This window comes from Neorhizobium fuzhouense (genome assembly GCF_042611105.1).
GTDB lineage: Bacteria > Pseudomonadota > Alphaproteobacteria > Rhizobiales > Rhizobiaceae > Neorhizobium > Neorhizobium galegae_A.
Genome location: NZ_JBHFFP010000002.1, coordinates 453,674 through 464,803, shown reverse-complemented (window position 1 = coordinate 464,803; position 11,130 = coordinate 453,674). Strand labels below are relative to the sequence as shown.

The window sequence follows — 11,130 nt, the reverse complement described above, 5'->3', positions numbered from 1 at the left end:
CCCGTCAGGCGGGTTTCGTGCCGCAGAGCATTTCGCGCTTTCCCGCAAAGCCCGGGCGGCGCGACACGGCAAAGCCTGCGGCCTGGAGGTTTCGGCGCACGAAGCCGGCGGCCGCATAGGTGGCGAAGCTGCCGCCAGGACTCGTCTTGTCAAACACCGCCTGCATCAGTTCCGGTGACCACATGGCTGGATTGCGCGACGGCGCAAAGCCGTCGAGAAACCAGGCGTCGAAGCCGGTATCGACCTTAGCCACCGTGTTTTCCGCCGGGCCACAGACGACGGTCAGATGCACGTTTGGCTCCATCTGCAGCGTGATCGATCCTTCCCGGACATCCGGCCAGAGGGCAACGAGGGCCTGGCGCTCCTGATTGATCTGAGGCCAGTGCGCCAGCGCCCGATCGATGTCGGAGCCTGCCATCGGGTAAAGTTCGAACGAGGTGAAGTGCAGGCTGGCGCTTGAGGGGGCAAAAAGCTTCCACTGGCGAAGCGTCTCGCAGAAATTGAGGCCGGTGCCAAAACCCAGCTCGCCGATGCGAAAGCATGGCGCCTCTTGCCAGCGCTCGGGCAGGCCGTTTCCGGCCAGAAACACATGGCCGCATTCCAGACGGCCATCGGTCTGGCAATAAAAATGATCGCCAAACTGGCTTGAATAGGGCATATCGCCGTCGCGCCATTGCAGCGCGCTATCCGGTTTTGTCTCTGTCATTTCGGCATCTGACGCAGGATCTGTAAGGGGCCAGTCTCTCATGGCAAAAGCCGATAGTCCCGTCTCGCTCGGCGGTCAATCCGCAAGTCCTGCCGCGGCGATCCCGGCCTGTGTCGATCTTCTGATCGTCGGTGCGGGCGTCATGGGGCTTTGGGCGGCCGTCAAGGCGGATCGGCTGGGGATCAGCACGCTGCTCATCGATCAGGCTCATCCCGCAGCCGGTGCCAGCGGCGGTCTTCTCGGCGCGCTCATGCCGCACATGCCGGACCGCTTCAACGACAAGAAGCAGTTCCAGTTCGATGCGCTGCTTTCGCTTGAAGACGAAGTGGCGCGCCTTGAGGCCGAAACCGGGCTTCCTTGCGGGTATCGCCGCTGTGGCCGGCTGATCCCGCTGCCAAAACCGCATCTGCGCAGCCTTGCCGAAGGCCATTCGAGACAGGCCGAAGCCCACTGGCAGGCGCCCGGGCGGCACTTTTTCTGGAACGTGCTCGACCGGCCGCCGCAGCCGGACTGGTTGTCGCAGGCCGCGGCCCCCTCGGGCGTGGTCGAGGATACGTTTGCCGCACGCGTCTCGCCGCGCCGGCTGACGGCGGCGCTCGTCCAGGCGATCGATGCGGGGCGGCATGTGCGACGGGTGGACGGCCTTGGCGTCGACCGGCTGGAGGGGCGGGCGGCGCATCTGTCCAATGGCGAGACCATTGCCTTCGGGCATGTCATCATCGCTGCAGGGCCGGGCTCGTTTCCGCTCCTGCAGCAATTGGGGGCCGCAAGCCTGCCGCTCGTGCGGCCGCTCGGGACCGCGGTCAAGGGGCAGGCGGCGCTGTTGAAGGCGGATGTCGATCCGGATCTGCCGGTGCTGTTCCTCAACGGGCTTTATGTCGTGGCGCACGAGGATGGTCATGTGGCGATCGGCAGCACCAGCGAGGACGTGTTCGATGCGCCCTTCACCACCGATGGCCAGCTGGACCAGCTGATCGAAAAGGCGCGGGCGCTGTCGCCAAAACTTCATGACGCAGAGATCGTGGAACGCTGGGCCGGCCTCCGACCCAAAGCCATCGATCGCGACCCGATGGTGGGTCCGCATCCCGATTTTCCGCATGTCATTGCTTTGACGGGGGGCTTCAAGGTGAGTTTCGGTCTTGCCCACCGGTTGGCCGATGCCGCACTTGCCGCGACCGGCGGGACGGCTTGCTCGCTACCGGCTTCCTTTGCGCTGTCACATCATCTTGAAGTTGCGCAAACGCAAAAATAACCCCTATGCCGCGTCGTCAATCTGTCACGCAAATCACCTAGATCCTCTCGACAGGGACGGGTCCAGGCGGGCGAGACGACGAGGTGACGCATGCGATATGCCATCAATTTCACGCCGCCGGCCAGTGATCCGCTGACGCTTGCCGCCGCGCAATGGCTTGGCCGCAACGCCTTTTCCGGCGAGGCCATGGAGCCGCCGGCGATTCGCGGACTGGGGTTGCACGAGATTGCCTTCAACACGGCGGTTCCGCGCCGTTACGGGTTCCACGGCACGCTGAAGCCGCCGTTCCGGCTGGCGGACGGCATGACCGAGGCTCTGCTGTTACGCAATCTAATGCATTTTTCCGGCCAGCATCCGCCGTTCAGGCTGCCAAAGCTGGATGTGGTGCGCTTGGGCAATCGCTTTGCCCTCGCCCCCGTGCTGCCCTGTGAACAACTGCATCATCTGGCGGGCGCCGTCGTGCAGCACTTCGACGTGTTTCGCGCAAGCCTCACCGAGGCGGAACTGGAGCGTGCCGATCCCGGCCGTCTGTCGGCGGCGCAGTTTTCCAATCTCTACCGCTTCGGCCATCCTCATGTGATGGACGAGTTCCGCTTCCACATGACGCTGACCGGGCCTGTGGGGCCTTCCGAAATCCCCCGCTTCGACGAGATGCTGCGCCGCTATTTCGAACCCTTCCTCGAACGGCCGCCGGAGGTTCTCAATCTCGCGCTGTTTGTGGAAAGCGAGCCGGGGGCGCCGTTCGTCGTCCATTCGCTGCATCCTCTCGGCAGCGTCTCTGCGCGCCGCATCGCCTGACAAAAGCTGTCCGCCGCGGCATCATTGCGTCTCGACATTCACCACGTGGATGCTACCGTCAGGCCTTTGCTTCAAAAGGTGATTTGATGATGGCAGAGACTGATTACCCCCGCGATCTCAAGGGCTATGGGCGTCATATTCCGCATCCCGTCTGGCCCGGCGATGCGCGGGTCGCCGTGCAATTCGTGATCAACTACGAGGAGGGCGGCGAAAGCTCCATTCTCGACGGCGATCCGGCCTCTGAAAACCTGCTGTCGGAAATCGTCGGCGCCGCCCCCTGGCCGGGCCAGCGCAACCTCAACATGGAAAGCATCTACGAATACGGCTCGCGCGCCGGCTTCTGGCGCCTGCACCGGCTGTTTACCGGGCTGAACGTGCCCTGCACCGTCTATGGGGTAACGCTTGCCATGCTGCGCAACCCCGAAGCCGTTGCCGCCATGAACGAGGCGGGCTGGGAAATTGCCAGCCACGGTTATCGCTGGCACGAATACAAGGATTACCCGGAGGAACTGGAACGCCAGCACATTCTGGATGCCGTGCGCCTGCACACGGAGGTCGCCGGCGAGCGGCCCTACGGAATGTACCAGGGCAAGCCGTCGGTGAACACCTTGCGGCTGGTGCAGGAGGAGGGCGGTTTTCTTTATTCCTCCGACAGCTATGCCGATGACCTGCCGTTCTGGGTGAAGGGCGTGGACGGCAAGCCGTTCCTCATCATTCCCTATACGCTCGATGCCAACGACATGCGTTTTGCAACGCCGCAGGGTTTCAATTCGGGCGACCAGTTCTATTCTTACCTGAAGGACACATTCGATACGCTCTATCTGGAAGGCCAGGAAGGGGCGCCGAAGATGATGTCCGTCGGCCTCCATTGCCGCCTTGTCGGGCGTCCGGGCCGTATCGCCGCGCTGAAGCGCTTCATGGAATATGTGCTGTCACACGAAAAAGTCTGGATCCCGAAACGCATCGAGATCGCCCGCCACTGGCACGCGCATCACAAACCGGACAGTCTCTGATGATCTCGCGAGATGAATTTGTCGACCGCTTCGGCGGTGTCTTCGAACATTCGCCTTTTATTGCCGAGCGTGCCTATGATGACGGCATGGTTCTCGGCAACCATCTGAACGTCGACCGCGTGCATGCGGCCCTGGTGGCGGTGTTTCGCACCGCAACCGCCAAGGAGAAACTTTGCGTTCTGCGCGCTCACCCCGATCTTGCCGGAAAGCTTGCGATTTCCGGCGGTCTGACCGAGGACAGCGCCCGCGAACAGGCGGGTGCCGGCCTTGATCGGCTGAGCCCGCAGGAGCACGCCCGCTTTACCGAGCTGAACACGGGCTATGTCGAAAAATTCGGCTTTCCCTTCATCATCGCCGTGAAGGGGCTGAACAAGAACGACATTCTGGCAGCCTTCGAGGTCCGCATCGGCAACAGTCGCGAGACGGAGTTCGAGACGGCCTGCGCGCAGGTGGAGCGCATCGCGCTGCTGCGGCTCGAGGGCCTGCTGCCGGATCCGTGAAGACGGCTTTTCGCCCAGGGCAACGTCCCTTATAGTCGTCGCTGCAGAAGGATGTTTTTATGCGCCCATCGGAAGTGCTGGAGAAAAACCGGGACGTCATTCGCCGCCTTGTGGCAAAGCGTAAGGCTGAAAACCCGCGCGTCTTCGGTTCGGTTGCGCGCGGCGAAGACCGCGACGGGAGTGATCTCGATATTCTGGTCGACCCGCTGGAGGGCACCACCCTTTTTGATCTGGGCGGACTGCTGGTCGATCTGCAGAATGCTTTGCAGGGTGCCGAAATCCATCTTCTGACACCCGGAGATTTCCCCCAGCGCATCCGTACACAGGTGCTGCAGGAAGCAAGGCCCGTATGACGCGCCCGCGCCTGATCGTGTATCTGGAGGAAATGACGCGGGCGTGCGCGGAAATCGGTCAGTTCATCGCCGGCATGTCCAAGGACGGGTTTCTCGGCGACGTTCTCACGCAGCGCGCGGTGGGGATGAATCTTCTCATGATCGGCGAGGCGGCGACCCAGCTCGCCGATGCTTATCCGGATTTCGCGGCGGACCACCCCGAGATGGCATGGGTGGAGATGCGCGGCATGCGCAATCGCATCGCCCACGGATACCTCAGCATCAATCTCGACACGGTCTGGGCGACGGCGACCAAGGCCGTCCCCGACCTTCTCTTCCAATTGCGCATGCTGCGCCAGATCCATGCCCAGGGTGAATGAATTTCGATGCCGACCACGCTCCCCGTTCGTGCGCTGACGCGCGATGCCTTCCTGCCCTTCGGCGACGTGATCGAGGCCGATCCCGCCACAATGAAGCTCATCAATGGCGGCAATACCGAGCGGTTTCATTCGCTCGGGAGCACTGAAGCGCTGGGCGAGGGCGCCCGCGTCATCCTCAACATCTTTCGCGGGCAGCCACGCCAATTTCCCTATTCCGTCACCATGATGGAGCGTCATCCGCTTGGAAGCCAGAGCTTTTCACCGCTTTCCGGCCGACCCTATCTGGTCGTGGTGTCGGAGGATGAGGGCGGGCGCCCGGGCGTGCCGCAGGCATTTCTGGCACGCGGCGATCAGGGCGTGAACTATCGGGCCAATGTCTGGCACCATCCCCTGATGACGATCGGTGCCGCCAGCGACTTCCTGGTTGTCGATCGCGACGGCCCCGGCAACAATCTGGAAGAATTCTTCTTCGATCAGCCTTTTCTCATCAGCGAGCCACACTCATGACCGGATTGACCACGCATGTTCTCGACACGGCCCTTGGCACGCCTGCGCAAGGGCTGCGCATCGACCTCTTCCGGTTGGACGGCGAAGGCCGTGACCTTTTGAAGAGCGTTGTGACCAATGCCGACGGGCGTGTTGATGGAGGTCCCATTCTGGTTGGCGAGGATTTCAAGGCAGGCATCTACGAGCTGGTGTTTCATGCCGGCGATTACCTGCGCACGGTGCAGGCGCCGCTTGCCGAGCCGGCGTTTCTGGACGTGATCCCGATCCGCTTCGGCATTGCCGATGAAGCGGGGCACTATCACGTGCCGCTTCTCATCTCGCCCTATGGCTATTCCACCTATCGCGGGAGCTGACCGGATGCGTTTTGCCGCCATCGCAGACATTCATGGCAATTGTGCCGCCCTTGAGGCCGTGCTGCTCGATATCGGCGCTCAGGGAATTGCCACCAATGCCATCGTCAACCTGGGCGACTGTTTTTCAGGGCCGCTTGAAGCGGATCGTGTAGCCGACCTCTTGATGTCGCTCGACCTTCCGACCGTCCGCGGCAACCATGATCGATACCTGATCGAGCAGCCGCGGGCTGACATGCATGCCTCGGATGCGGCGGCCTATGACCTGCTTTTGCCCGAACATCTGGAATGGCTGAAGAGCCTGCCCGTGTCGCTCACCTGGCATCGCGATGTCTATCTCTGCCATGCAACGCCTGAGGACGATAACACCTACTGGCTGGAGACGGTCTCGCCGGACGGCGCGGTGCATCTGCGGCCACGCGCCGAGATCGAGGCGCGCGCCGAAGGCATTTCGCAGTCGCTCATCCTCTGCGGCCATTCGCACCTGCCGCGCGCGGTGCAACTGTCGGACGGCCGGCTGATCGTCAATCCCGGCAGCGTCGGCTGCCCGGCCTATGACGACGATACCCCGGTCTACCACCGCGTCGAGGCCGGAACGCCGATGGCCTCCTATGCCATCTGCGAAACGGGTGATGCCGGCTGGACCGTCAGTTTTCGCCTGGTCCGCTACGACAACATGGCGCAGTCACGCCTCGCAGACGAAAACGGCCGCCCTGATTGGGCGGCCGGTCTGGCGACGGGGTGGCTGGCGTAACGCCTCGCCTCAATACGGCGAATGCGCAATAATATCCTTGCCCACGGCCTTGATGTCGCGCTTTCCGCAAAGCGCCATGGTGATGTCCATCTCCTTGGCGATGATGGATAGCGCAAGCTCGACGCCTTCCTTGCCCATGGCGCCGAGGCCGTAGAGGAAGGGGCGGCCTATATAGGTGCCCTTGGCGCCGAGCGCGACGGCCTTCAGCACGTCCTGGCCGGAGCGGATGCCGCTGTCGAGATGTACCTCGATGCGGTCGCCAACGGCTTCGACGATTTTCGGCAGCATGCTGATGGCAGACGGTGCGCCATCCAGCTGGCGGCCGCCGTGGTTGGAAACGATGATGGCGTCAGCGCCGGTATCGGCGGCTGCGCGCGCGTCTTCCTCGTCCAGAATGCCCTTGATGATCAGCTTGCCCTGCCAGCGTTCCTTGATCCAGGCGATATCGGACCAGGAAAGGCGCGGGTCGAACTGTTCGGCCGTCCAGACGCTGAGCGAAGAAAGGTCCGAAACATTCTTGGCATGGCCGACGATATTGCCAAAGCCGTGGCGTTTGGTGCGCGCCATGTCGAGGCACCACTTGGGCCGCGTTGCCATCTGCCAGATGTGTTTGGGCGTGAATTTCGGCGGTGCGGAAAGGCCGTTGCGCAAATCCTTGTGGCGCTGGCCAAGAATCTGCAGGTCGGCCGTGACGACAAGCGCCGAGCAGCCCGCGGTCTTGGCGCGTTCGATGAGGTTTTCGATGAAGGCGCGGTCCTTCATCACGTAAAGCTGGAACCAGAACGGCTTGGTGGTGACGGAGGCGACGTCCTCGATCGAGCAGATGCTCATCGTCGAGAGCGTGAAGGGCACGCCGAACTCTTCGGCAGCCTTGGCCGCCAGCATCTCGCCATCGGCATGCTGCATGCCGGTCATGCCTGTCGGGGCAAGCGCCACCGGCATCGTCACCGGGTGGCCGATCATCTCACTTTTCAGCGACCGGTTCGTCATGTCCACCAGCACCCGCTGGCGCAGCTTGATCGCCGCAAAATCCTGCTCGTTTGCCCGGTATGTCCCCTCCGTCCACGAGCCGCTGTCGGCATAATCGAAGAACATCTTTGGCACGCGGCGGCGGGCAAGGTTTTTGAGGTCGGCAATGGTGAGCGGCTTGGACATGGGTGCGGTATTCTCCTCCGAAGTGCTGCCCTGACCACTATCATATGGCGCGGATGAGGAAAGCAATTTCCTTGAGAAGCAATCCAGACGGGGCCCCTGTGGCACATTGTCTTGAGTGTGTTATAGGGTACTAAAGTCAGACCGTAAAAAGGTGTCAAATGCAGCGTGTGGAAGCCGAAGTGGCCGTCAGTGTCTCCGATATGAAGAAAAACCCTACCGCTGTCGTGGACGGGGCAAACGGACAGGCAGTTGCCGTCCTCAACCATAACAAGGTGATCGCCTACATGGTGCCTGCCCGGACCTATGAAGCGCTGATGGATGCGCTGGACGACCAGACGCTTGCCGAGATTGCGCGCGCGCGGGCAGGGGATAAGGGCGTTCCGGTTGAACTCGATGACCTATAGGCTCGAGTTCCTGCCCGCCGCATTCAAGGAGTGGGAAAAACTCGGAGATACATTGCGCGCTCAGTTCAAGCGCAAACTCGCCGAACGGCTGGAGAATCCGCGTGTCCCCGGTGATCTCCTGCGCGGCATGCCCGATCATTACAAGATCAAGTTGCGCGCGGCGGGATATCGGCTTGTCTACCGCGTAGAAGACAGCCGGATTACCGTTGTGGTCGTGGCCGTTGGCAAGCGGGAAAGATCCGAGGTCTACAAGGCGGGCAAGGAGCGGTCATAAGCCGCTTTTCAGCGCCCGCCCGGCCACATAGGTCTCCACCACGCTGCGGTCGTCGCCCAGCGTCTGCAGGAGGAAAAGCTCTTCCGGCAGTGTCTTGACGGTTTCCATGCGCAGTTTCATGGCCGGCGTTGCCGCGGCATTGAGCACCACCAGATCGGCGTCGGTGCCTTCCTCCAGCGTGCCGATGCGGTCGGCAAGCGACAGCGCCTCGGCATTGCCGCGCGTCATGTGGTAAAAACTGTCGAGCGGGTTCAGGCGCTCGCCGAGCAGCTGCTGGATCTTGTAGGCTTCGTCCAGCGTCTTCAGCATGGAATAGCTGGAGCCGCCGCCGATATCGGTGGCGACCCCGATGCGCACCGGCTTTTCTCGGCGTGCGAGCGCCTTAAGCGGAAACAGGCCCGAGCCGAGAAAGAGGTTGGAGGTGGGGCAATGCACCGCCACCGAGCCGGTGTCTGCCAGCACATCCGCCTCGCGCTCCGACAGATGGATGGCATGGCCGAGCAGGGTCTTTTGGCCGAGAAGGCCGTAGCGGGCATAGATGTCGGTGTAGTCGGTCGCCTCAGGGTAAAGCTCGCAGGTATAGCGGATCTCGTCGTGGTTTTCCGACAGATGTGTCTGGATATGCAGGTCGGGAAATTCTTGCGCCAGCGCCTGCGCGGCGCTCATCTGCTGCGGCGTGGAGGTGATGGCAAAACGCGGCGTGATCGCGACGTGGTTTCTGCCCTTGCCGTGCCATTCCTCGATCACCGCGCGGGTTTCGTCATAACCGAGCTGGGCGGTGTCGAGCAGGCCCTGCGGCGCGTTGCGGTCCATCATCACCTTGCCGCCCACCATCAGCATGTTGCGGCGCATGGCTTCGGCAAAGAAGGCATCGGCGGAAGTCTTGTGAACCGAGCAATAGGCAACGGCCGTGGTCGTTCCCTGGCGTAGGAACTCGTCATAGAAATGCGTGGCAATGCGCGCCGCGTGCGCGGTCTCGACAAACCGGCATTCCTCGGGAAACGTGTAGGTATCCAGCCATTCGAGCAGGTTTGCCGCATAGGAGGCAATCACCTGCATCTGCGGAAAATGCACATGCGTATCGATGAGGCCGGGCAGGATGAGGTGCGGGCGGTGGTCCACCTCCTCGGCGGTCTCAGGAGCGTGCGCCTTCACGTCGCGATAGGCGCCGGCCTTCACGATACGACCATCCTCGATCAGCAGCCCGCCATCCTCCTCATAGAGGTAGCTTGCGGTATCGGAGAGGCTTTCGGGTGCGCGGTGGAAGGACAGAAGGCGGCCGCGCAGGAGAAGGCATGTCATTAGCGTGTGGCTCCGGTGGCGCCCGTGGCGCTTTCATACCATGCCGTCAGAAGCTTGCGCTCCTCCGGCATGATTTCGGTGATGTTGCCGGGCGGCATGGCGTGGCTGCGGCCCGCCTGGATATAGATCTCGTGGGCATGGGCGGCAATCTCGCCGTCGGTTTCGAATTTTACGCCCTTCGGCGGAAAATGGATCCCTTCCCAGACCGGTTCTGCCGCATGGCACATGGCGCAGCGCCCCTGCACGACATCGCGGGCGGAGGCGAAATGCACGTCGCTCGCAAACTTCTGCTGGATGGGAGAGAGCGACACCCCCTTCTCGCCCGTCAGCACCTTCGGCACGGTCGAGAGCCACATGATGAGGATGAACAGGATCACCGTGACGAGCCATGTCCAGGTCGGCTTTCCCTTGCGCGCATGCGTCGTGTTGAACCAGTGGCGGATGGTGACGCCCATCAGAAACACCAGCGCAGCGATGATCCAGTTAAACTGCGTGCCAAAGGCCAGCGGATAATGGTTCGACAGCATGAAGAAGATGACGGGCAGCGTCAGATAATTGTTGTGCAGCGAGCGCTGCTTGGCGATGCGGCCATATTTCGGATCGGGCGTGCGCCCGGCAATCAGGTCGGCGACGACGATCTTCTGGTTGGGAATGATGATGAAGAAGACATTGGCCGACATGATGGTGGCGGTAAACGCGCCGAGATGCAGGAAGGCGGCGCGGCCGGTAAACACCTGTGTATAGCCCCAGGCCATGCCGACCAGCACGACATAGAGGAGCGCCATCAGGCCCCAGGTGTTGTTGCCGATGGGCGATTTGCAAAGCTGGTCATAGATGATCCAGCCAACCGACAGCGAGGCGATGGAAAGACAGATCGCCTGCCACGGGGCCAGTTCCAGAAGGCTGTGGTCGATGAGGAAGAGGTCGGCACCGCCATAATAGACGATGGCGAGCATCAGGAAGCCGGACATCCAGGTGGCATAGCTTTCCCACTTGAACCAGGTCAGGTGCTCCGGCATCGAGGCGGGCGCCACGAGATATTTCTGGATGTGATAGAAGCCGCCGCCATGCACCTGCCATTCCTCGCCATAGGCGCCGGCCGGCAGATGGGCACGCTTCACCAGTCCGAGATCGAGCGCGATGAAATAGAAGGACGAACCGATCCAGGCGATCGCGGTGATCACATGCAGCCAGCGCGCGGCAAAGCTCAGCCATTCCCAGGCGATGGCATATTCGTACATTCCAGAATCCCTTCTTGTTCCCCGGCCCGGTAGTTTGCGAAAATTTTAAGACGAAGGGAAGCGGAAAGGGTGCGCCGCAACAGATGCCGTGCGGTGAAAACGGCCGCGGGCGAGGCTGGTGTGAGGCTGTCGGCAACTGTCATTTGTGCATCGCGACAAATG

General features: G+C 62.0%; 15 protein-coding genes. 11 read left to right on the top strand and 4 right to left on the bottom strand.

Going from position 1 to position 11,130, the window contains the following annotated elements; genetic code table 11:
• Positions 1 to 4: 4 nt before the first annotated feature.
• Positions 5 to 706: a tRNA (5-methylaminomethyl-2-thiouridine)(34)-methyltransferase MnmC2 gene (gene mnmC2 / locus ACEXP3_RS06005; protein ID WP_377296437.1), complete on the bottom strand. Its 702-nt coding sequence runs from the start codon at positions 704 to 706 to the stop codon at positions 5 to 7.
• Between the two features lie 40 nt (positions 707 to 746).
• Here mnmC2 and ACEXP3_RS06000 point away from each other — a divergent pair, with 40 nt between their 5' ends.
• From ACEXP3_RS06000 to ACEXP3_RS05960, 9 genes are all read left to right on the top strand, one after another.
• Positions 747 to 1,958: an NAD(P)/FAD-dependent oxidoreductase gene (locus tag ACEXP3_RS06000; RefSeq protein WP_377296436.1), complete on the top strand. Its 1,212-nt coding sequence runs from the start codon at positions 747 to 749 to the stop codon at positions 1,956 to 1,958.
• Positions 1,959 to 2,048: 90 nt separating this feature from the next.
• Positions 2,049 to 2,756, top strand: coding sequence for a DUF1045 domain-containing protein (locus ACEXP3_RS05995; RefSeq protein ID WP_210104340.1), 708 nt, complete (start codon positions 2,049 to 2,051; stop codon positions 2,754 to 2,756).
• Between the two features lie 86 nt (positions 2,757 to 2,842).
• On the top strand, positions 2,843 to 3,769 hold the full coding sequence (puuE, locus tag ACEXP3_RS05990; RefSeq protein WP_210104341.1) for an allantoinase PuuE: 927 nt from the start codon (positions 2,843 to 2,845) through the stop codon (positions 3,767 to 3,769).
• Complete coding sequence (uraD, locus tag ACEXP3_RS05985; protein ID WP_377296434.1) at positions 3,769 to 4,269, top strand: 2-oxo-4-hydroxy-4-carboxy-5-ureidoimidazoline decarboxylase; 501 nt, start codon at positions 3,769 to 3,771, stop codon at positions 4,267 to 4,269. Before puuE ends, uraD begins: the two co-directional genes overlap by 1 nt.
• 59 nt (positions 4,270 to 4,328) lie before the next feature.
• Positions 4,329 to 4,622, top strand: a complete 294-nt coding sequence (locus ACEXP3_RS05980) for a nucleotidyltransferase family protein (protein ID WP_377296433.1) — start codon at positions 4,329 to 4,331, stop codon at positions 4,620 to 4,622.
• The gene (locus ACEXP3_RS05975) at positions 4,619 to 4,981 is read left to right on the top strand and encodes a HepT-like ribonuclease domain-containing protein (RefSeq protein ID WP_377296432.1); all 363 of its coding nucleotides are present in this window, start codon (positions 4,619 to 4,621) and stop codon (positions 4,979 to 4,981) included. Before ACEXP3_RS05980 ends, ACEXP3_RS05975 begins: the two co-directional genes overlap by 4 nt.
• Positions 4,982 to 4,987: 6 nt before the next feature.
• A complete protein-coding gene (locus tag ACEXP3_RS05970; protein ID WP_377296431.1) occupies positions 4,988 to 5,488 on the top strand; it encodes an ureidoglycolate lyase in 501 nt (166 codons plus the stop codon).
• Entirely contained in the window at positions 5,485 to 5,841 is a 357-nt protein-coding gene (gene uraH, locus ACEXP3_RS05965; RefSeq protein ID WP_210104346.1) for a hydroxyisourate hydrolase, read from the top strand. Before ACEXP3_RS05970 ends, uraH begins: the two co-directional genes overlap by 4 nt.
• A 4-nt stretch (positions 5,842 to 5,845) precedes the next feature.
• Complete coding sequence (locus tag ACEXP3_RS05960) at positions 5,846 to 6,592, top strand: metallophosphoesterase family protein (protein ID WP_377296430.1); 747 nt, start codon at positions 5,846 to 5,848, stop codon at positions 6,590 to 6,592.
• A gap of 9 nt (positions 6,593 to 6,601) precedes the next feature.
• Here ACEXP3_RS05960 and ACEXP3_RS05955 read toward each other — a convergent pair whose 3' ends face one another.
• On the bottom strand, positions 6,602 to 7,747 hold the full coding sequence (locus ACEXP3_RS05955; protein ID WP_377296429.1) for an alpha-hydroxy acid oxidase: 1,146 nt from the start codon (positions 7,745 to 7,747) through the stop codon (positions 6,602 to 6,604).
• 158 nt (positions 7,748 to 7,905) lie between these two features.
• Between ACEXP3_RS05955 and ACEXP3_RS05950 the strand changes: the two genes are divergently transcribed.
• Positions 7,906 to 8,151: a type II toxin-antitoxin system Phd/YefM family antitoxin gene (locus tag ACEXP3_RS05950; RefSeq protein WP_377296428.1), complete on the top strand. Its 246-nt coding sequence runs from the start codon at positions 7,906 to 7,908 to the stop codon at positions 8,149 to 8,151.
• Positions 8,141 to 8,425 (top strand): type II toxin-antitoxin system RelE family toxin, encoded by a 285-nt coding sequence (locus ACEXP3_RS05945; protein ID WP_377296427.1) that lies wholly within the window; start codon positions 8,141 to 8,143, stop codon positions 8,423 to 8,425. The genes ACEXP3_RS05950 and ACEXP3_RS05945 overlap by 11 nt, the downstream gene beginning before the upstream one ends.
• Here ACEXP3_RS05945 and guaD read toward each other — a convergent pair.
• Positions 8,420 to 9,727, bottom strand: a complete 1,308-nt coding sequence (gene guaD / locus ACEXP3_RS05940; RefSeq protein ID WP_377296426.1) for a guanine deaminase — start codon at positions 9,725 to 9,727, stop codon at positions 8,420 to 8,422. The genes ACEXP3_RS05945 and guaD overlap by 6 nt on opposite strands.
• Positions 9,727 to 10,968, bottom strand: coding sequence for a urate hydroxylase PuuD (gene puuD / locus ACEXP3_RS05935; RefSeq protein WP_377296425.1), 1,242 nt, complete (start codon positions 10,966 to 10,968; stop codon positions 9,727 to 9,729). Before puuD ends, guaD begins: the two co-directional genes overlap by 1 nt.
• Between the last annotated feature and the right edge of the window lie 162 nt (positions 10,969 to 11,130).

What these genes read in the sequence shown, in the direction of transcription:
- mnmC2 (WP_377296437.1), bottom strand. Translation starts at nt 706, where the DNA reads ATGACAGAGACAAAACCGGATAGCGCGCTGCAATGGCGCGACGGCGAT.
- ACEXP3_RS06000 (WP_377296436.1), top strand. Translation starts at nt 747, where the DNA reads ATGGCAAAAGCCGATAGTCCCGTCTCGCTCGGCGGTCAATCCGCAAGT.
- ACEXP3_RS05995 (WP_210104340.1), top strand. Translation starts at nt 2,049, where the DNA reads ATGCGATATGCCATCAATTTCACGCCGCCGGCCAGTGATCCGCTGACG.
- puuE (WP_210104341.1), top strand. Translation starts at nt 2,843, where the DNA reads ATGATGGCAGAGACTGATTACCCCCGCGATCTCAAGGGCTATGGGCGT.
- uraD (WP_377296434.1), top strand. Translation starts at nt 3,769, where the DNA reads ATGATCTCGCGAGATGAATTTGTCGACCGCTTCGGCGGTGTCTTCGAA.
- ACEXP3_RS05980 (WP_377296433.1), top strand. Translation starts at nt 4,329, where the DNA reads ATGCGCCCATCGGAAGTGCTGGAGAAAAACCGGGACGTCATTCGCCGC.
- ACEXP3_RS05975 (WP_377296432.1), top strand. Translation starts at nt 4,619, where the DNA reads ATGACGCGCCCGCGCCTGATCGTGTATCTGGAGGAAATGACGCGGGCG.
- ACEXP3_RS05970 (WP_377296431.1), top strand. Translation starts at nt 4,988, where the DNA reads ATGCCGACCACGCTCCCCGTTCGTGCGCTGACGCGCGATGCCTTCCTG.
- uraH (WP_210104346.1), top strand. Translation starts at nt 5,485, where the DNA reads ATGACCGGATTGACCACGCATGTTCTCGACACGGCCCTTGGCACGCCT.
- ACEXP3_RS05960 (WP_377296430.1), top strand. Translation starts at nt 5,846, where the DNA reads ATGCGTTTTGCCGCCATCGCAGACATTCATGGCAATTGTGCCGCCCTT.
- ACEXP3_RS05955 (WP_377296429.1), bottom strand. Translation starts at nt 7,747, where the DNA reads ATGTCCAAGCCGCTCACCATTGCCGACCTCAAAAACCTTGCCCGCCGC.
- ACEXP3_RS05950 (WP_377296428.1), top strand. Translation starts at nt 7,906, where the DNA reads ATGCAGCGTGTGGAAGCCGAAGTGGCCGTCAGTGTCTCCGATATGAAG.
- ACEXP3_RS05945 (WP_377296427.1), top strand. Translation starts at nt 8,141, where the DNA reads ATGACCTATAGGCTCGAGTTCCTGCCCGCCGCATTCAAGGAGTGGGAA.
- guaD (WP_377296426.1), bottom strand. Translation starts at nt 9,727, where the DNA reads ATGACATGCCTTCTCCTGCGCGGCCGCCTTCTGTCCTTCCACCGCGCA.
- puuD (WP_377296425.1), bottom strand. Translation starts at nt 10,968, where the DNA reads ATGTACGAATATGCCATCGCCTGGGAATGGCTGAGCTTTGCCGCGCGC.